The sequence below is a fragment of the Microbacterium sp. STRO-1N genome (genome assembly GCF_057748015.1).
Genome location: NZ_CM173234.1, coordinates 2,144,548 through 2,162,689, shown reverse-complemented (window position 1 = coordinate 2,162,689; position 18,142 = coordinate 2,144,548). Strand labels below are relative to the sequence as shown.

At 68.3% G+C, this 18,142-nt stretch carries 20 protein-coding genes; 11 read left to right on the top strand and 9 right to left on the bottom strand.

Annotation, left to right across the window (positions count from 1 at the left end; genetic code table 11):
- Window positions 1-12: 12 nt before the first annotated feature.
- The 4 genes from mnmA to AC3ANJ_RS10400 are packed head-to-tail and all read left to right on the top strand — an operon-like array spanning window position 13 to window position 4,433.
- Window positions 13-1,092 carry a tRNA 2-thiouridine(34) synthase MnmA gene (gene mnmA / locus AC3ANJ_RS10415; RefSeq protein WP_488319265.1) on the top strand — a complete coding sequence of 360 codons (1,080 nt, stop codon included), beginning with the start codon at window positions 13-15 and terminating at the stop codon, window positions 1,090-1,092.
- A gap of 38 nt (window positions 1,093-1,130) precedes the next feature.
- On the top strand, window positions 1,131-3,446 hold the full coding sequence (gene ligA, locus AC3ANJ_RS10410; RefSeq protein ID WP_488316249.1) for an NAD-dependent DNA ligase LigA: 2,316 nt from the start codon (window positions 1,131-1,133) through the stop codon (window positions 3,444-3,446).
- A complete protein-coding gene (locus AC3ANJ_RS10405; protein ID WP_488316248.1) occupies window positions 3,443-3,922 on the top strand; it encodes a hypothetical protein in 480 nt (159 codons plus the stop codon). Before ligA ends, AC3ANJ_RS10405 begins: the two co-directional genes overlap by 4 nt.
- Window positions 3,915-4,433 (top strand): P-loop nucleotide/nucleoside kinase family protein, encoded by a 519-nt coding sequence (locus AC3ANJ_RS10400; RefSeq protein WP_488316247.1) that lies wholly within the window; start codon window positions 3,915-3,917, stop codon window positions 4,431-4,433. The genes AC3ANJ_RS10405 and AC3ANJ_RS10400 overlap by 8 nt, the downstream gene beginning before the upstream one ends.
- Before the next feature lie 9 nt (window positions 4,434-4,442).
- Here the strand turns inward: AC3ANJ_RS10400 and AC3ANJ_RS10395 are convergent, their stop codons facing one another.
- Entirely contained in the window at window positions 4,443-4,718 is a 276-nt protein-coding gene (locus AC3ANJ_RS10395) for an acylphosphatase (RefSeq protein WP_488316246.1), read from the bottom strand.
- A gap of 88 nt (window positions 4,719-4,806) precedes the next feature.
- Between AC3ANJ_RS10395 and AC3ANJ_RS10390 the strand changes: the two genes are divergently transcribed.
- Complete coding sequence (locus AC3ANJ_RS10390) at window positions 4,807-5,304, top strand: DUF4262 domain-containing protein (protein ID WP_488316245.1); 498 nt, start codon at window positions 4,807-4,809, stop codon at window positions 5,302-5,304.
- A gap of 44 nt (window positions 5,305-5,348) precedes the next feature.
- On the opposite strand, the gene AC3ANJ_RS10385 is transcribed toward AC3ANJ_RS10390, so the two are convergent.
- The 3 genes from AC3ANJ_RS10385 to AC3ANJ_RS10375 all read right to left on the bottom strand — a co-directional run bounded on the left by AC3ANJ_RS10385 (window position 5,349) and on the right by AC3ANJ_RS10375 (window position 9,590).
- Window positions 5,349-5,891 carry a GNAT family N-acetyltransferase gene (locus AC3ANJ_RS10385; RefSeq protein WP_488316244.1) on the bottom strand — a complete coding sequence of 181 codons (543 nt, stop codon included), beginning with the start codon at window positions 5,889-5,891 and terminating at the stop codon, window positions 5,349-5,351.
- Between the two features lie 114 nt (window positions 5,892-6,005).
- A complete protein-coding gene (locus AC3ANJ_RS10380; protein WP_488319264.1) occupies window positions 6,006-7,823 on the bottom strand; it encodes a DEAD/DEAH box helicase in 1,818 nt (605 codons plus the stop codon).
- 66 nt (window positions 7,824-7,889) lie between these two features.
- Complete coding sequence (locus AC3ANJ_RS10375; protein WP_488316243.1) at window positions 7,890-9,590, bottom strand: long-chain-fatty-acid--CoA ligase; 1,701 nt, start codon at window positions 9,588-9,590, stop codon at window positions 7,890-7,892.
- A 66-nt stretch (window positions 9,591-9,656) separates the two neighbouring features.
- Here AC3ANJ_RS10375 and gatC point away from each other — a divergent pair, with 66 nt between their 5' ends.
- The 6 genes from gatC to AC3ANJ_RS10345 are packed head-to-tail and all read left to right on the top strand — an operon-like array spanning window position 9,657 to window position 15,226.
- Window positions 9,657-9,956 (top strand): Asp-tRNA(Asn)/Glu-tRNA(Gln) amidotransferase subunit GatC, encoded by a 300-nt coding sequence (gatC, locus tag AC3ANJ_RS10370; protein ID WP_488316242.1) that lies wholly within the window; start codon window positions 9,657-9,659, stop codon window positions 9,954-9,956.
- Window positions 9,953-11,470, top strand: a complete 1,518-nt coding sequence (gatA, locus tag AC3ANJ_RS10365; protein WP_488316241.1) for an Asp-tRNA(Asn)/Glu-tRNA(Gln) amidotransferase subunit GatA — start codon at window positions 9,953-9,955, stop codon at window positions 11,468-11,470. Before gatC ends, gatA begins: the two co-directional genes overlap by 4 nt.
- A complete protein-coding gene (gene gatB, locus AC3ANJ_RS10360; RefSeq protein WP_488316240.1) occupies window positions 11,470-12,984 on the top strand; it encodes an Asp-tRNA(Asn)/Glu-tRNA(Gln) amidotransferase subunit GatB in 1,515 nt (504 codons plus the stop codon). Before gatA ends, gatB begins: the two co-directional genes overlap by 1 nt.
- A 59-nt stretch (window positions 12,985-13,043) precedes the next feature.
- Window positions 13,044-14,300, top strand: coding sequence for a DNA polymerase IV (gene dinB / locus AC3ANJ_RS10355; protein ID WP_488316239.1), 1,257 nt, complete (start codon window positions 13,044-13,046; stop codon window positions 14,298-14,300).
- A gap of 37 nt (window positions 14,301-14,337) precedes the next feature.
- Window positions 14,338-14,655, top strand: coding sequence for a hypothetical protein (locus AC3ANJ_RS10350; protein WP_488316238.1), 318 nt, complete (start codon window positions 14,338-14,340; stop codon window positions 14,653-14,655).
- A complete protein-coding gene (locus tag AC3ANJ_RS10345; protein WP_488316237.1) occupies window positions 14,639-15,226 on the top strand; it encodes a nucleoside/nucleotide kinase family protein in 588 nt (195 codons plus the stop codon). The genes AC3ANJ_RS10350 and AC3ANJ_RS10345 overlap by 17 nt, the downstream gene beginning before the upstream one ends.
- Window positions 15,227-15,242: 16 nt before the next feature.
- Here AC3ANJ_RS10345 and AC3ANJ_RS10340 read toward each other — a convergent pair whose 3' ends face one another.
- Genes AC3ANJ_RS10340 through AC3ANJ_RS10320 form a run of 5 tightly spaced genes read right to left on the bottom strand, consistent with a single transcriptional unit; the run spans window position 15,243 to window position 18,141 of the window.
- Window positions 15,243-15,740 (bottom strand): DUF2017 family protein, encoded by a 498-nt coding sequence (locus tag AC3ANJ_RS10340; RefSeq protein WP_488316236.1) that lies wholly within the window; start codon window positions 15,738-15,740, stop codon window positions 15,243-15,245.
- Complete coding sequence (gene clpS, locus AC3ANJ_RS10335; protein WP_488316235.1) at window positions 15,737-16,033, bottom strand: ATP-dependent Clp protease adapter ClpS; 297 nt, start codon at window positions 16,031-16,033, stop codon at window positions 15,737-15,739. The genes AC3ANJ_RS10340 and clpS overlap by 4 nt, the downstream gene beginning before the upstream one ends.
- Window positions 16,030-16,377, bottom strand: coding sequence for a metallopeptidase family protein (locus AC3ANJ_RS10330; RefSeq protein WP_406250096.1), 348 nt, complete (start codon window positions 16,375-16,377; stop codon window positions 16,030-16,032). The genes clpS and AC3ANJ_RS10330 overlap by 4 nt, the downstream gene beginning before the upstream one ends.
- A gap of 41 nt (window positions 16,378-16,418) precedes the next feature.
- The gene (locus AC3ANJ_RS10325) at window positions 16,419-17,045 is read right to left on the bottom strand and encodes a LysE family transporter (RefSeq protein WP_488316234.1); all 627 of its coding nucleotides are present in this window, start codon (window positions 17,043-17,045) and stop codon (window positions 16,419-16,421) included.
- Window positions 17,046-17,097: 52 nt separating this feature from the next.
- Window positions 17,098-18,141, bottom strand: a complete 1,044-nt coding sequence (locus tag AC3ANJ_RS10320; RefSeq protein ID WP_488316233.1) for an NAD(P)-dependent alcohol dehydrogenase — start codon at window positions 18,139-18,141, stop codon at window positions 17,098-17,100.
- Between the last annotated feature and the right edge of the window lies 1 nt (window position 18,142).

Genomic DNA, 18,142 nt, shown 5'->3' with positions numbered 1-18,142 from the left:
ATCCTGGCGGCAATGAGCGGCGGCGTGGACTCCGCCGTCGCGGCAGCACGAGCCGTCGAGGCGGGCCACGAGGTCGTCGGCGTGCATCTCGCGCTTTCGCGCGCCGGCGGAACCCTGCGCACCGGCAGTCGCGGATGCTGCACGATCGAGGACGCCATGGATGCCCGCCGCGCGGCGGATCGCCTCGGCATCCCGTTCTACGTGTGGGACTTCTCGGAGCGCTTCCGCGACGATGTGATCGACGACTTCATCAACGAGTATCAGGCCGGCCGGACGCCGAATCCGTGCATGCGCTGCAACGAGAAGATCAAGTTCGCCGCCCTCCTGGAGCGCGCGCTGGAACTCGGGTTCGATGCAGTGTGCACCGGTCACTACGCGACCCTGGTGCCGACGGAGGACGGCCTGGAGCTGCACCGGGCGTCGGACAATGCGAAGGACCAGTCGTACGTCCTCGGCGTCCTGACGACCGAGCAGCTCGCGCACACGTACTTCCCGCTCGGCTCGACGCCGTCCAAGGCGCTTGTCCGCGCCGAGGCCGCCGAACGCGGACTCAGCGTCGCGCAGAAGCCGGACAGCCACGACATCTGCTTTATCCCCGACGGCGACACCCGCGGATGGCTCGCGGAGAAGGTCGGCACGGCAACCGGCGAGATCGTCGATCGCACCGGCGCCGTGGTGGGCTCGCACGAAGGAGCGCACGGCTATACGGTCGGGCAGCGACGCGGCCTTCACCTCGGCGTGCCGGCCCCGGACGGCAAGCCGCGTTTCGTGCTCGAGGTGCGGCCTGTCTCGAACACGGTCGTGGTCGGTCCGAAGGAGGCGCTGGCGATCGCGGAGATCTCGGGAGAGCGGTTCAGCTGGGCAGGCGCCGCGCCGACCGCGTCTGAATTCTCCTGCGAGGTGCAGATCCGCGCACACGCCGAGCCGGTCCCGGCTCGGGCATTCGTGACGGATGCCGGGGTCCGCGTCGTCCCCGACGAACCCCTCACCGGCGTGGCACCAGGACAGACCGCCGTGCTGTATGTCGGGACGCGCGTACTCGGACAGTTCACGATCGACACGACGGTATCGGCGGTCCCGGTAGGCGTTTGAAGCCGCTCGATGTCGGCGCCCGCTCGTAGACTCATCCTGTGCCGGAGAACATCTCGCTGGAAGACGCCCGCCTCGAAGCCGAAGAGCTGACGACTCGTATCCTCGAGGCGAAGGACGCGTACTACGGGCGCGACACGTCGCTCGTCGACGATGCGACCTATGACACCTGGATGCGGCGCCTGGAAGAGCTCGAGAGGCTGCATCCAGAGCTCCAGGGTCAGGATTCGCCGACGCAGATGGTCGGGGCCGCGGAGGCGACCGGCCTCGCGACGATCGAGCACGCCGAGCGGATGCTGAGCCTCGACAACGTCTTCTCCATCGACGAACTCCGGGAGTGGGCCGCCAAGGCGCAGGCCTCCGCGGGACGTTCCGTGGCGTGGCTCACCGAACTCAAGATCGACGGACTCGCGATCAACCTGCGCTATGAGAAGGGCATGCTGACATCGGCGGCGACGCGCGGCGACGGTCGTGTCGGCGAGATCGTCACCGAGAACGCGCTGCGCCTGCCGGAGATCCCCGAGCGGCTGAGCGGGGAGGGGCACCCCGACATCGTGGAGGTGCGCGGCGAGGTGTTCATCCCCGTCGCTGCCTTCGAGCGGCTCAACGCGGCGCAGGCCTCGTTCCGCGAACGCGCTCACGCCGATGCGCTCGCGCGGTGGGAGAACCGCGGCGGCGCGAAGAGGCCCTTCGAGGAAGAGAAGGCTCGTGCGGCGGCTGCGCGGCGGTTCCCCGCATTCGCTAACCCGCGCAATGCCGCCAGCGGCGGTCTGCGTCAGCAGCTCGACAAGAAGGACGGGCTCGAGCTCGAGGCGGGCCTCCTTCGCATCGAATCGCTGGCGATGTACGTGCACGGCATCGGTGCGTGGCCGAACCCGCCGGTGGCGGCGCAGAGCGAGGTGTACGACCTGCTCGCCGGTTGGGGGCTTCCCACGAGTCCGCACTTCCGGGTGTGCGAGCAGATCGACGACGTCGTCGCCTTCGTCGCGCACTACGGCGAGCACAGGCATGACATCGAGCACGAACTGGACGGCATCGTCGTCAAGGTCGACGAACTCGCTCTGCACGACGAACTCGGCATGACCAGCCGTGCGCCGCGATGGGCGATCGCGTACAAGTACCCGCCCGAAGAGGTGCAGACGAAGCTGCTCGACATCGTCGTCTCGGTCGGGCGCACCGGCCGCGCCACACCTTTCGCGGTCATGGCCCCCGCGCATGTCGCCGGTTCCGTCGTACGTCAAGCGACGCTGCACAACAAGGACGTGGTCAAAGCCAAGGGCGTACTGATCGGCGACACGGTCGTGCTGCGCAAGGCCGGGGACGTGATCCCCGAGGTGCTGGGCCCCGTGGTCGAGAAACGCGACGGCACAGAGCACGAGTTCGTGATGCCCGTGGGGTGTCCGGAGTGCGGCACGCCGCTGCGCCCCATGAAGGAGGGCGACATCGACCTGCGCTGCCCGAACGCGCGGTCGTGCCCCGCACAGGTCCGCGGTCGCGTCGAGCACATCGGCTCGCGAGGTGCTCTCGACATCGAGGTGCTCGGCGAGGTGACCGCTGCTGCGCTCACGCAGGCCGAGCCACCCGCCGCCGCACCTCTCGACACCGAGGCCGGGTTGTTCTCGCTGGCGCTCGAGGATCTCGTCCCGATCTCCGTGGTCGTGCGCGACAGCGAGACCGGACTCCCGAAGCAGGACGACGACGGTGTCGTGAAGACTCGCTCGCCCTTCCGGCGCAATCCGACCCCGGCCGAGAAGAAGAACGGAGCCAACGCGGCGCAGCCGTCGTCGGCCGCGATCAAGCTGCTCGCCGAACTGGAGAAGGCGAAGACGAAGGAACTGTGGCGACTGCTCGTGTCCCTCAACATCCGCCACGTCGGCCCGGTTGCAGCGCGTGCGCTCGCGCAGTGGTTCGGCTCGCTGGATGCGATCCGCGCCGCATCCCGCGAGGAGCTCGCGGCCGTGGAAGGAGTGGGAGGGATCATCGCGGATTCCCTGCTGGACTGGTTCGAGGTCGATTGGCATCGCGAGATCGTCGAGCAGTGGGCGGCGGCCGGCGTGCAGTGGGCGACCCCTGGCCACCCCGGCCCTGGGGCCGCGGTGGCCGAGGGCGGCGTGCTCGATGGGCTGACGATCGTCGCGACCGGCAGCCTCGAAGGATTCACGCGCGACGGCGCGCAGGAGGCCATCATCAATGCCGGTGGCAAGGCCGCCTCCAGCGTCTCGAAGAAGACCGATTTCGTCGCCGCCGGACCAGGAGCCGGCTCGAAGCTCGCCAAGGCGGAAGAACTCGGCATCCGGATCCTGGATGCGGAGCAGTTCCGCATCCTCGTCACTGAGGGGCCGGACGCGCTGGCATGAAGCGCTACGGTCCGCTGATCGCCGTCCCAGGCGCCGTGGCGATCGGGGATCCGGGGCGCTATCACCTCCGGTTGACGCCTGATGCGGTCATTCTCCGCGATGGCGCAGAAGGTCGCGGAGTGCTCGCGTGGAACGACGTCGAGCGTGTGACGCTCGACGTTCCGACGACGCGGTTCCGGTTGCCCGGACTCGTGAGTACGGTCGTGATCGGAGCGCTCACGGTGGTCACCGCGGACCTGATCGATTTCGACCCGGACGACGGCTCGGTCGAGCTGGTCGTGGACGGCGCGTCGACGACACTGCCGCTGAGCCGGCACCATGTGGGCGGATACTGGGCGCCGACCGTCCTCGGTGCGCACCGTCTGCTCGCGCATCTCATCGGCAATCCGGCGCAGCGGTCGCTGCTCGCGCATCCGGAGCCCGTCATCGATGTGGCCGCGAAGCTCGCTCGTTCATCGGCGGATGTCGGTGGCTGACCGTCTCATCGTCCTCAACGGCATGGCGGGAGCCGGCAAGACGACACTGGCCCGGCCGCTGGCGCGCGAGCTCGGGGTGCCGCTGGTCGCGATCAAGGAAGCGCTCGGCGATGCCGTCGACGCGTCGCTGCCCACGCGCGCGGTGGGGGCACTGGCGACCGACGCGCTCTGGCGGATGGCAGGGATGCTGGAAGGGACCGTGCTCGTGGAGTCGGTCTGGCTGGCCGGGCGCGACGAGCACTGGTTCCGCCGGGGTTGCGAGGCGGTGGGTTCTTCCGTGGGGCTGGAAGTCTGGTGCGAGGCAGCGCACGACGTCATGCGCGATCGCTACCTGACGCGACCACGGCACGGCGTGCACGACGACGGGGGACGCATCGCCGAATGGGACGCCGCATCGCAGGTCGCGCGTCCGATGACGGGCTTCCCCGTGATCCGCGTCGATACCGGAGGGGTCGTCGACGTACCGGTTCTCGCCGCGACCATCTCGAGGCACGATTTCGGCTCGATCTGACCGTGCCCGTCATCGCGCAGGCCGGATCTCGAACCCATCGGTCGTGCCCGCCGGGATCTCGCGCACCTCGAGACCGTCGACGTGCGCATGGGGTGGGCCGGTGCGCATCGCACGAAGGATTCCGTCGATCTGCGCGCGGTCGCCGTGGAGCTCGGCCTCGACCGCACCGTCACGCCGATTGCGCACCCATCCCGACACGCCGCGCGATGACGCCAGGTCGTGTACGAACCAGCGATAGCCGACGCCCTGCACGCGACCGGTGACGATGACGCTGATCGATTCCATGTGTCCAGGATGCGCGTTCAACGACACGAATCCAATGTCGTATCTATGTTCTAATCTCGATCTCACACACCTGATCGAGGAGGATCACATGGGTACCAGGAAGTCTCCGACCGACGCGCAGATCACGACGTGGATGCAGGAACTGGATCGACGCGTGAGGCGCATCATCCGCCAGCACGGTGTCTTCATCCAGTTCGTCGGTGGCGATCCATCGACCAGAACCACGCAGTTCGCGTACACGGTAGGCCTGTTCGGGCTGCAGCATCCGGAGTTGCTGGTGATGGGGATGTGTCCGGATTGCGCCGCGACCGTGCTCAACGACGTCGCGGCACGCGTTCGCCAGGGGGCGGAGCTGTCGCCGGGCCAGATGATCCGGCTCGCCCGCGGCGACGAGCTGGTCGTCGAGACGCTGCCGAACCCGGGGCAGATCCTGTTCTCCGCGAACTCGTACTACCGCCGGCCGGACGCGCGTTCTGTTCCCGCGTTTCAGCTCACCTATGCGGACGCGGAGGGACGATTCCCGTGGGATGCCGGCTGCGCGATCCCGGCGTGGGAACAGCCGCGCCCGGGGGAGTTCCGCGCGTGAACGCGCTGGACGGCGTCCCGCATGTCCCGCTGGCGCAGGTCTGATCAGAGCACGCGGACGTGGCGGAGTTCATGAAGGCCGGTGGCGCCTCCGGCATCCCCGTACTTCTCGCCGCCGTCAGCCAGCCAGCCGTGGCTTTCGTAGAATCGAATCGCACGCTGGTTGCCGTCGAGCACCCAGAGGTAGGCATCGGCGAAGCCGCTGTCGCGGAGCTCGTCGTCGACCCGCGCGACCAGGGCACGCCCGATGCCGTGCGACCAGACGGAGGGGTGGGCGTAGAGCCCGGCGAGCTCGCCGCGATGCGACTGGTCCGCGTCCCGACCAGGGCCGAATCCGGCCCAGCCGACGATCCGGCCGTCGTCCTCCGCGACGAGCAGGCGATGCGCCGGCTCGTCATAGCCCTTCGGCGGAAGACCTTGCAGCGACTGCGTGATGAAGCCGGTCCACATCGTGGTCCGGCGTTCGAGGTCCAGTCCGTCCAGGATCGCCTGATCGATGAGCCCGGCGTACGCCGATCGCCAGGCATCCACATGCACTTCCGCCACGCCGGCGGCGTCCTCGACCCGCGCCCACCGCACCTTCACCATGTCGTCACAGTAACCGACGCGTGTCAGAGTCGCGAAAACGTCGCCGCTGCCGTGAGACCGAGCAGGCCCGGCTCGGTCTCGCTCAGCGGAGGAAGTCTCGCGAGGAGACGCGGTTCAGCCCTTGTGGCGGGGCTTGCGGAACGGCTTGTCGTCGCGGTCTCCGCGCGGCGGACGGCTGTCTCGGTCGTACTGGGGGCGGTCGTCACGACGCTTGTCGTCGTCGCGCGGGCGACGGGCCCCAGGGCCACGATCCGGCTTGATCTCGATCAGGCGGCCCGAGATGCGGGTGTCCTTCAGCTTGTCGAGCACCGAAGCATCCAGGTTCGACGGAAGCTCGACGATCGAGAAGTCCGGGTTGATCTTGATCGCCCCGAAGTCGTCGCGGCCGAGGCCGCCCTCGTTCGCGAGCGCTCCGACGATCTGGCGCGGCTCCACGCGGTGGCGGCGGCCGACCTCGATGCGGTAGGCCGCGTAGTCTCCGCGCCCACGGCGCTCGGTGCGCGGCGGGCGCTCACCGCGCTCCGGGCGGGAACCGGACTCGCGGGGCGGCCGGTTATCCGCGGCGACAGCGCGCGCCAGCGGGTCGTTCTGGGGGTCGAGAAGCAGGGGCGTCTCGCCCTGCGCTACGACCGCCAGTGCGGCGGCGACGTCGCCCTCGGGGACGTCGTGATTGCGGACGTAGTGCGCGACGATGTCGCGGAAGGCCTCGATGCGACTCGTCTCGCTCAGCGCGGTCGTGATGGCGTCGTCGAAGCGTGCGAGTCGCGTCGTGTTGATGTCCTCGGTGCTGGGCAGCTGCATCTGCGCCGGAGCCTGACGCGTCGCCTTCTCGATCGACTTCAACAGGTAGCGCTCACGCGGGGTGATGAAGCTGATCGCGTCACCGGAGCGGCCGGCCCGACCCGTGCGGCCGATGCGGTGCACGTAGGACTCGGTGTCGGTGGGGATGTCGAAGTTGATCACGTGGCTGATGCGCTCGACATCCAGACCACGGGCGGCGACGTCGGTCGCGACGAGGATGTCGAGTTTGCCGTCCTTGAGCTGGTTCACGCTGCGCTCGCGCTGAACCTGCGGAACGTCGCCGTTGATGGCGGCCGCCGAGTATCCGCGGGCACGCAGCTTCTCGGCGAGCGTCTCGGTCTCGTTCTTGGTGCGGACGAACACGATCATGCCGTCGAAGTTCTCCACCTCGAGGATGCGCGTCAGAGCGTCCACCTTCTGCTGGTACGAGACCACCAGGTAGCGCTGTGTGATGTTCGTGCCGGTCGCCGTCTTCGATTTGATGCTGATCTCTTCGGGATCGCGCAGATACTGCTGCGCGAGGCGGCGGATCGTCGCCGGCATGGTCGCCGAGAACAGCGCCACCTGCTTCTCTGCGGGGGTCTGCGCGAGGATCTGCTCGACATCCTCGGCGAAGCCCATCTTGAGCATCTCGTCGGCCTCGTCGAGCACGAGGTACTTCAGCTCGGACAGGTCGAGGGTGCCCTTGGCGAGGTGGTCCATGATGCGACCGGGCGTGCCGACGATCACGTGCACGCCGCGGCGCAGCGCCGACAGCTGCACGCCGTAGCCCTGTCCGCCGTAGACCGGCAGGACGTGGACGCCCTTCATCTTCGACGCGTACGACTCGAACGCCTCGCACACCTGCAGCGCGAGCTCGCGGGTCGGGGCGAGCACGAGAGCCTGCGGGATCTTCTGGGAGACATCCAGCCGCTCGAGCACCGGCAGCGCGAAGGCCGCCGTCTTGCCGGTACCGGTCTGCGCCATGCCGACGACATCGCGTCCGCTCAACAGGGTCGGGATGGTCGCCGCCTGGATCGGCGAGGGGGTCTCATATCCGAGGTCTCGGATGGCTTTGAGAACGGGCCCGGTGATGCCGAGCTCCTCGAATCCTGGGGTTGCGGGGGATTCCTCGGGGGCGTCGGTCAGCACTGCGTCTTCAGGGGTCACTACCTAAAGGTAGCGCTACGGGACGCCCCGTGTCTGTGAGATCGTCGGTCAGGACCCGCTCGTCAGTGCGAGAAGCCGCTCCTTGACCTGGCGACGCAGCACCTTGCCGATCAGCGACTTGGGCAGCTCGTCGACGACGAACACCCGCCGCGGGACCTTGTAGGGCGTCAGGATGCCGCGGGCGAACTCCCGGATGGCTTCCACGTCGATGTCGTCTGCGTCGTCCACCAGGATCGCTGCGACGACTTCCTCGCCGGAGTGATCGCTCGGAAGTCCGACGACGGCGGCATCCGAAACCAGTGGGTGCTGGCGCAGGGCGTTCTCGACCTCGGTGGGGGCCACATTGAACCCGCCCGTGATGATGAGCTCCTTGATGCGGTCGACGATGCGGACGAAGCCGGCGTCATCGATCGTGACGATGTCGCCGGTGCGGTACCAGCCGTCGACGAAGACCTCCTCGGTGGCCTCCGGCTTGCCGTAGTAGCCGGAGAACACCTGCGGGCCTCGGACGACGAGTTCTCCGGCAGACCCGGGTGCGACGTCCTTCGTGGGCTCGTCTGGGTCGACGACGCGGCATTCCGTGCCCGGCAGCGGCAGGCCGACCGTGCCGGGGACACGGTGATCGGCCACCGGGTTCGCCATGAGGACGGGCGAGCACTCGCTGAGGCCGTAGCCCTCGACGAGGTAGCCGCCGGTGGCCTCCTCGAACGGCACGACGAGTTCGTGCGGCAGTGCCATCGCGCCGGAGATCGCGACCTCGATGCCGCGAAGCGAGACGCCCTTCGCCTTCGCCGCGCTGAGCAGGCGGTCGGCGATCGGCGGAACGAGCGGCAGGAAGGTCGCGGGGTGCTTCTTGATCACATCCAGCACGAGATCGGGGTCGAACTTCGGGAACAGCACCAAGCGCGCACCCATCGACATCGCGAAGGTCAGGCACAGGGTCAGGCCGTACGCGTGGAACATCGGCAGCACGGCATACACGACGCAGCCGTTCCCGCGCTGGATCGAGGGAACCCAGGCCTGCGACTGCGCGGCGTTGGCGAGCAGATTGCGATGCGTGAGCGCCGCGCCCTTCGGCGTGCCTGTCGTGCCGGAGGTGTACTGGATGATCGCCAGGTCATCGGTCTGCGGCTTGGGGTGGGATGCGGGCAGCGGGTCGGATGACACCACGCGCTCCCACAGCACCGTCCCGCGGACCTTCTCGGTCAGCGCGGCACGTGATTCGCGCGCCTTGGCGATCGGGAGCTTCAGGGCGAGCTGCGTGAGTCGCGGCATCCCCTTCGTGACATCGACCGAGACGAGTGTCGACACGGCGAGGTCGGCGGGGAACTCCTGAACGGTTCCCACGACCTTGTTCCAGACGATGGCGTGCTTGGCACCGTGATCCTCGAACTGCTTTCGCAGTTCGCGGGGCGTGTAGAGGGGATTGTGCTCGACGACGACGGCGCCGACGCGCAGGACGGCGTAGAAGGCGACGATGTGCTGCGGACAGTTCGGCAGCACGATGGCGACGGGGTCGCCCGCCTTCACACCGAGTTCACGGAGCCCGGCTGCGGCGCGATCGATCTGCTCCTGCAGCTGCCGATAGCTGGTCTCGCGGCCGAAGAACTGCAGCGCCGGCGCGTCGGGATAGTCGCGCGCCGAAGCGGCGACGATGTCGATGAGAGACCCCTGCACCGGTGCGAGGTCTTCGGGGACGCCGGCGGCATAGCTGGCGACCCAGGGACGAGGAGGATCGAACGTCGTCATGGGCAACAGCCTATTGCGGTGCTGCGGCGTCGCAGGGGATCGGCCGCTGCGAACTAGACTGGACGGGTGTCTGAAATCACCCCCGAACTCGTACGCCATCTCGGCGTGCTCGCGCGCATCCAGCTGAACGACGACGAGGTGACGCGGCTCACGGGCCAGCTCGACGCCATCGTCGACAACATCGCGAAGGTCTCAGAGGTCGCCACCCTGGACGTCGCGGCGACGAGCCACCCGATCCCGCTCGCGAACGTCTTCCGTCCCGACGTGGTCGGTCAGACGCTGACGCACGAGCAGGTGCTGCAGAACGCACCGGATGCCGCCGACGGACGCTTCCGTGTGACCGCGATCCTGGGAGAAGAGCAGTGAGCGACATCATCCGCTGGACCGCCGCGGAGCTCGCGGGCAAGCTGACGGCCGGCGAGGTCTCCAGCCGCGAGGCCACCCAGGCGCACCTCGATCGCATCGCGGCCGTCGACGGCGACGTGCACGCCTTCCTGCACGTGAACGAGGGTGCCCTGGCAGCGGCGGACGCGGTCGACGCGGCACGCGCGGCTGGGGAGCAGCTGCACCCGCTCGCCGGCGTCCCCCTGGCGATCAAGGACGTCCTGGTCACCACGGACCAGCCGACCACGAGCGGGTCGAAGATCCTCGAGGGCTATCTCTCGCCGTACGACGCGACGGTCGTGGCACGGTCGCGCGCCGCTGGTCTCGTGCCGCTGGGCAAGACCAACATGGACGAGTTCGCGATGGGTTCCTCCACGGAGCACTCCGCCTATGGTCCGACCCGCAACCCGTGGGACCTCGACCGCATCCCCGGCGGATCCGGCGGCGGCTCGGCGGCGGCTGTCGCCGCGTTCGAAGCTCCGCTGGCGCTGGGCTCGGACACCGGCGGATCGATCCGTCAGCCGGCGCACGTCACCGGCACGGTCGGCATCAAGCCGACGTACGGCGGCGTGAGCCGGTACGGCGCGATCGCGCTGGCCTCCAGCCTCGACCAGGTCGGCCCGGTCACCCGGACGGTGCTGGATGCCGGGCTCCTGCACGACGTGATCGGTGGCCACGACCCGAAGGATTCCACGTCGCTCACCGATGTCTGGCCGTCTTTCGCCGACGCCGCACGAGACGGTGCCCGTGGCGAGGTGCTCAAGGGGCTCAGGGTCGGTGTCATCAAGGAGCTTCCGGACTCCGGATTCCAGCCCGGCGTCGCCGCATCCTTCCGCGAGTCGCTCGCACTGCTCGAGGCGAACGGTGCCGAGATCGTCGAGATCTCCACGCCCCACTTCGAGTACGGCGTGGCCGCGTACTACCTGATCCTGCCCGCTGAGGCATCCAGCAACCTGGCGAAGTTCGACTCGGTCCGCTTCGGACTGCGTGTGACGCCCGAGGGCGGCGCGACGGTCGAGGACGTCATGTCCGCGACGCGCGAGGCCGGGTTCGGTGACGAGGTCAAGCGCCGGATCATCCTGGGCACCTACGCGCTGTCCGCCGGGTACTACGACGCCTACTACGGCAGCGCGCAGAAGGTCCGCACGCTCATCCAGCAGGACTTCGCGAACGCCTTCGCCGACGTCGATGTCATCGCGACGCCTTCGGCTCCGACGACCGCGTTCAAGATCGGCGAGCGCATCGACGACCCGCTGCAGATGTACCTGAACGATGTCACGACGATCCCCGCGAACCTCGCGGGTGTGCCGGGGATCTCGATTCCCTCCGGCCTCGCGGCCGAGGACGGTCTGCCCGTCGGCATCCAGTTCCTGGCTCCCGCGCACGAGGACGCTCGCCTGTACCGGGTGGGGGCTGCGCTCGAGACGCTGCTCGTCGATTCGTGGGGTGCACCGCTGCTGACCCGGGCTCCGGAGCTCGCTGGAGGGAACCGCTGATGGCCGCTGCCAAGCTGATGGACTTCGACAAGGCGCTCGAGCTGTTCGAGCCGGTGCTCGGCTTCGAAGTGCACGTCGAACTCAACACCGAGACCAAGATGTTCTCGGACGCGCCGAACCCGGCGAACGAGAAGTACCACGCCGCCGAGCCCAACACGCTCATCGCGCCGGTGGATCTCGGTCTTCCCGGCTCGCTTCCGGTCGTGAACGCGACGGCGATCCGGTCCTCGATCAGCCTGGGGCTCGCGCTGGGCTGCTCGATCGCCGAGTCCAGCCGCTTCGCGCGGAAGAACTACTTCTACCCCGACCTCGGCAAGAACTATCAGATCTCGCAGTACGACGAGCCGATCGCTTACGAGGGCTCGGTCGAGGTGGAACTCGAGGACGGCACGATCGTCACGGTTCCGATCGAACGTGCGCACATGGAGGAGGATGCCGGAAAGCTCACCCACATGGGTGGTGCGACCGGACGCATTCAGGGCGCCGAGTACTCGCTCGTCGACTACAACCGCGCCGGGGTCCCACTCGTCGAGATCGTCACGAAGCCGATCTTCGGCGCCGAGCACCGTGCACCGGAGATCGCCAAGGCGTACGTCGCCGCCATCCGCGACATCGTGCGCGGCCTCGGCATCTCGGAGGCCCGCCTGGAGCGCGGCAACCTGCGCTGCGACGCCAACGTCTCCCTGCGTCCGCGCGGTCAGGAGAAGCTCGGCACGCGCACCGAGACGAAGAACGTCAACTCGATGCGCTCGGTCGAGCGCGCCGTCCGCTACGAGATCCAGCGTCAGGCCGCGATCCTCGCCGACGGCGGGACGATCACGCAGGAGACGAGGCATTGGCACGAGGACACCGGTACGACCTCGCCCGGTCGCCCGAAGTCGGATGCCGATGACTACCGGTACTTCCCCGAACCGGACCTGCTGCCGGTGCAGCCGCCTGCGGAGCTGATCGAGGAGCTGCGCGCTGTGCTGCCGGAGCAGCCGGTCGCACGCCGTCGCCGGCTGATGACCGAGTGGGGATTCACCGATCTGGAGTTCCAGGACGTCCGCAACGGCGGCCTGCTCGACGTCGTCGAGGCGACGATCGCCGCCGGCGCAGCGCCCGCTGCCGCGCGCAAGTGGTGGACGGGTGAGATCTCGCGCCAGGCGAACGCCGCGGAGAAGGACGCCGCGGAGCTGATCAGCCCCGAGAACGTCGCCGCGCTGCAGAAGCTCGTCGACGCGGGCATCCTCACCGACAAGCTCGCGCGCCAGGTGCTCGAAGGCGTGATCGCCGGCGAGGGCACTCCTCAAGAGGTCGTGGACGCCCGTGGTCTCGCGGTCGTCTCGGATGACGGCGCGCTTATCGCGGCGATCGACGACGCACTGGCGGCGCAGCCCGATGTCATGGCGAAGATCAAGGACGGCAAGGTCCAGGCCGCCGGTGCCATCATCGGTGCGGTCATGAAGGCGATGAAGGGCCAGGCGGATGCTGCGCGCGTGCGCGAGCTCATCCTGGAGCGCGCCGCGCAGTGACATCCGTTCGATGACGGCCACGGGCACTCGATGTCCGTGGCCTCGGCGAGAATGGACGCATGGGGCGCGGTGATGGTTCGGGCCGTATCGTCTCACCGGACGGTGCGGACGACGCGGGAACGCGCATCCTGCATGTCGACATGGACGCGTTCTACGCGGCTGTCGCCGTGCTCGATGACCCATCCCTGCGCGGACTGCCGCTGATCATCGGCGCGCCGGACGGTCGTTCGGTGGTCTCCAGCGCCTCGTACGAGGCGCGGCGTTACGGCGTGCGAGCTGCCATGCCGGTCTCCCAGGCGTTGCGGCTGTGTCCCGGGGCGCGCATCGTGTTGCCGGACTTCGCGCGCTATCAGGAGATCTCGCGCCATGTGATGGCGATCTTCGAGTCCTTCACTCCGCTGGTCGAGCCGCTGTCCGTCGACGAGGCGTTCCTGGATGTGCAGGGCGTGCGTCGGCTGTGGGGGAGCCCTGGTCGCATCGCACAGCTGGTGCGCGAGCGGGTACTCGCGGAGGTCGGCATCACCTGCAGCGTCGGGGTGGCGGCGACCAAGCACGTGGCGAAGATGGCATCGACCCTGTCCAAGCCGGACGGCATGCTGATCGTCGCCGCGGCCGACACCCTGGACTTCCTCGCCCCGCGTCCGGTGCGTGCGATGTGGGGCGTGGGCCCGAAGGCCGCCGAGGCGCTGGAGGCACGCGGCATCAGGACCATCCGCGATATCCGCGAATCGCCGCAAGACATGCTCGACCGTGCCGTGGGGCCGGCGCTCGGTCATCGATTGGTGGAGCTCGCGCGCGGAGAGGACCCGCGAACGGTCGAAACCACGCGGGTCGAGAAGAGCGTGGGGCACGAGGAGACGTTCGACGTAGACATCACCGATCGTGAGTGGTTGCGCTCCGAGCTGCTCCGTCTTTCCGACCGTGTCGCGGCACGGCTGAGGCGTGCCGAGTGGGAGACGAGGACAGTGGCGATCAAGATCCGCTTCGACGACTTCACGACCGTCAACCGCTCGCAGACGCTGTCCGAACCCACGGCCGTCGGCCAGCGCATCGGAACAGCGGCGCAGGAGCTGTTCGAGCAGATCGACCGTCGGGGCCCGGTGCGTCTGGTCGGAGTGCGGGCCGAGAAGCTCCAGCCGGCGGGTGGCGGTGCATTCGCGCTGTGGGACGACGATGAGGACTGGCGACGCATCGAAGGAGCCCTCGACAGTGCCAGAGCGCGCTTCGGGAACGCGACCATCACGCGCGCGCGGCACCTGGGCCGCGGAGAAGGACGAGGTGCACCCCGGCATCCGAAAGCGCACGGTGCGGATTGACGACGCATCACGCTGCGGAGTGGACTAGCGTTGACGCATGCCGAACATCGCAGTGGAACTTGGGAAGCAGGCGGCCGAATTCGGCGTGAAGAGCGCGTACGGCGAGCCGCAGGACGTTGATGGCACGAGCATCACGCCCGTCGCCCTGACCGTGACGGGCTTCGGCGCCGGCACGGCCGAAGCCGGCGAAGGCGGTGGCGGCTACGGCGTCTCGATCCCGCTCGGCGTCTACGTGCGCCGCGAGGAGGGGCTGCGGTTCGAGCCGAATCCCGTTCCGCTGATCGTCGTGGCGATTCCGTTCGTCTGGGTCGCGGGACGTGCGCTCGCGCGTGTCATCCGTGCACTCAAGAAGTAGTAGCCCCGACCCGGTCAGAGCAGCACTGGACGCGGCGGCGGCTCGGATCGTCGCGGCGATCTCGGACGTGTCCGCAGCCAATCCGGTGCTGCTGATCGACGGTCGCAGCGGTGCGGGCAAGTCCACACTGGCCGGGCTCGTCGCCGAGCGCTGGCCGTTGGCAGGGCGTCCGCAGGTGATCGCGATGGATTCCCTGTATCCGGGCTGGGATGGGCTGGATGCCGGAATCGAGCGGGCATTGGACGGCATCCTCCGTCCGCACGGCCGCGGGCGCATCGGCACGTGGCATCGCTGGGACTGGGAGCGCGAAGCGGATGCCGAGAGTCACGCCGTCGACCCAGCTCTCGGCGTGATCCTCGAAGGGTGCGGGACGATCACGCCGCAGACGTCCAGGATCGCCGACGTGACGGTGTGGGTGGAGTCCCCGGCAGCGGCGCGCAGGCATCGGGCTCTCGGTCGTGACGGCGACGGCTTCCGATCGCACTGGGAGAGCTGGGCGGCTCAGGAGCAGGCCCATATCGACCGCGATGATCCCCGCGGACTCGCGAACGTGCAGGTGATGATCCCGTGACCGCGGCGGGCGGCGGTCAACCGAGCTCGTCGGCGGATTGGATCAGTCCTTCGAGCCGGTAGCCGAGCCAGTCGTAGACGCCGCGGCGCGGATCGTCCTCGTCGAGGTCGTCTTCGTCGACGATGCCCAACCGGGTCGCGAGCACCAACCGGAGAGCGGTGAGCGTGCGCAACCAGGCGTCCACCTCGGCATCCGGGATCAGGATCGGCTGCGCGATGAGCGCGTCCTGTTCATCGAGCACGTCCTGCGTCTCGTCGAATCCGGACAGGGCGGCCCTGACGACGGCGGCCTCAGCGATCCGGCGATCGAGCAGGTCGTCGTGCGTGGCGGTGGCGAACGCGCGGGACGCCTCTGCGTCCTCTGGGTAGGGATTCGGGGCGAGTCGCGCGATCGCCGGATCTCCGGCGTTCTCGGTCGCATCGGCGGTGAGCATGTCCTGGAACTCGTCCAGGAGGTGCGCGAGATGGACGCCCTCGATGGCCGCGAGTTCGAGTCGCACGGAAGCGGTGGTCATTGCGGCGCCTTCCGGACGGTGGCCCACAGGCCGTAGTCGTGCATGGCCTGGGCATGCACCTCCATCGTCTCGCGCGGACCGGTGGCGACGATGGCATGGCCCTCGTGATGGACGGCGAGCATCAACTGAGTGGCGCGATCCAGTGAATAGCCGAAATACGTGCGGAACACGCGGACGACGTAGCTCATGAGGTTCACGGGGTCGTTCCACACGACGACCTGCCACGGCTCGAGCGGCGCGGCGGAGAGATCGAGATGTTCGTCGACGGCGGGGGTGGAGATCGGGGTGCTCATGCCCAGCCCAGTTCGTGAAGCTGCTCGTCGTCGATGCCGTAGAAGTGCGCGATCTCGTGGACGAGGGTCGTATGGATCTCGTCGCGCAGCTCATCCTCGGTGTCGCACTGCTCGAGGTGCGGCTCGCGGTACACGATGATGCGATCCGGAAGCTCGCCGAGCCCGTACTGGCCGCGCTCGGTGAGGGCCAGTCCGTCGTACAGGCCGAGCAGGTCGAGACTGCCGTCCTCCGGGCGGTCCTCGACGACGAAGACAACGTTGTCGAGTCCGTCGACCATGTCATCGGGCAGGAGATCCAGCTCGTCGACGACGAGCTGTTCGAAGGCCGCGGCATCCATTTGCATCGTTCTCCAGCCTAGGGCGCGGACGGTGCTCAGGGATGCAATCAATGCACGAACAGCAGCAGCCCGGCGACCGCGAGGAAAAGCGCGCCGAACACGACGTTGAGGATGCGCTGCCCGCGTGACGTCCTGGTGAGTCGGCGGAACGGCTTCGCTGCGGCTGCGAAGAAGAACCACATCACGATGACATCGACGATCACCACAGTCGAGATCAGGATCAGGTACTGGGGGAGTGCGGGTTGATCGAGGCGGATGAACTGCGGGATGAATGCCAGGAAGAACACGATCGCCTTGGGATTGAGCAGGTTGACCCAGAACCCGCGGCGCACCATCGAGAGTCGGCCCTCCGGCAGGCGGGTCGTCTGGGCGGCATCCGGCTCGGAGGTCGGCTTCGTCAGGATCATCCGGATGCCGAGGAACACGAGATACGCGGCACCCGCGTAGCGGACGACGTCGAAGAGCAGCGGGGAACGGGCGACGAGCAGACCCACGCCGGCCGCGACGATCATGACGTGGACGATCAGCGCCAGCTGCTGGCCGATCACGCCCCACACGGCGCGGCGCCAGCCTTCGTTGAGCGCGTTCGACATCGTGTTGATCGCGCCGGCGCCCGGCGTGAAGCTGATGACGACCGACGCTGCGAGCAGAGAGAGCCAGACGGTCAGCGACACCTGGCGATTCTATGGTCAGTTCCGGTGCTCTCCGAACCGGGACTCGAATGACTCAGGCGTGCGGGGTGACGACCGCGCGGCCGCTGAGCTTGCCGTCGTGCAGGTCGTGGTAGGCCTGCAGCGCCTCGTCCATCGAGTACGTCTTCACCTGCGGCGTGATCTTGCCCGCGCGGTACAGCTCGACGACCTCGTACAGCTCTTCGATCGTGCCCCAGTAGGTGTTGGTGAGCTCCGCCTCGTAGGGGTTCGCGTAGAAGTTCCACTCGACCGGACCACCCGCGACGCCGACGACGGTGATCCGCCCCCGACGGGCGACGACCTGCTGAGCGAGCGTGATCGTCGGTGTGATGCCGACGAAATCGAAGACGGCGTCGACTCCCTGGCCACCGGTCGCTCCGCGGATACGATCCGCCTGTCCTTCGCCGCCTTCGATCGTCTTCGCGCCGGCTTTCTCGGCCTCGGCCATCGCCTCGGGCTTCGTATCGGTGGCGTAGACCGTCGCGCCGGTGATCGCCGTGAGGATCTGCACGGCGATCTGGCCGAGACCGCCGAGGCCGATCACGAGGGCGGACTTCCCGCCGCCCTGCAGCCTCGGAAGTGCGAGTTTGATCGCGTGGTACGGCGTGAGGCCGGCATCCGACAGCGGTGCGGCCACGACAGGGTCGGCGTCACCGAGCGGCACGAGGTTTCGCGCCGGGACTGTCATGTACTCGGCCATGCCGCCGTCGCGGCCGAGGCCGGTGGCGAGATACGGCTGAGTCGCCGCGTTGTAGCAGTACGTGTCCTGCCCGCGCGAGCACGCAGGGCAGTGACCGCAGCCGATGGGACCGTACGACAGGAACGCGTCGCCGACCGCCAGACCGGTGACGCCGTCGCCCAGCTCCTCGATCCATCCGGAGTTCTCGTGTCCGAGCGTGTAGCTCGGTGCGAGCTGCTCGCCCATGGTCTCGTCGAACTGCTCGAAGACGGCGACGTCGGAGTGGCAGGCGCCCGCGCCTGCGATCTTGAGGAGGACTTCACCCGGCCCCGGTGTCGGACGAGGGACATCCTCGATGGTCGGGAACGTCTTCCAGGCGGTGAAGCGGACGGCTTTCACA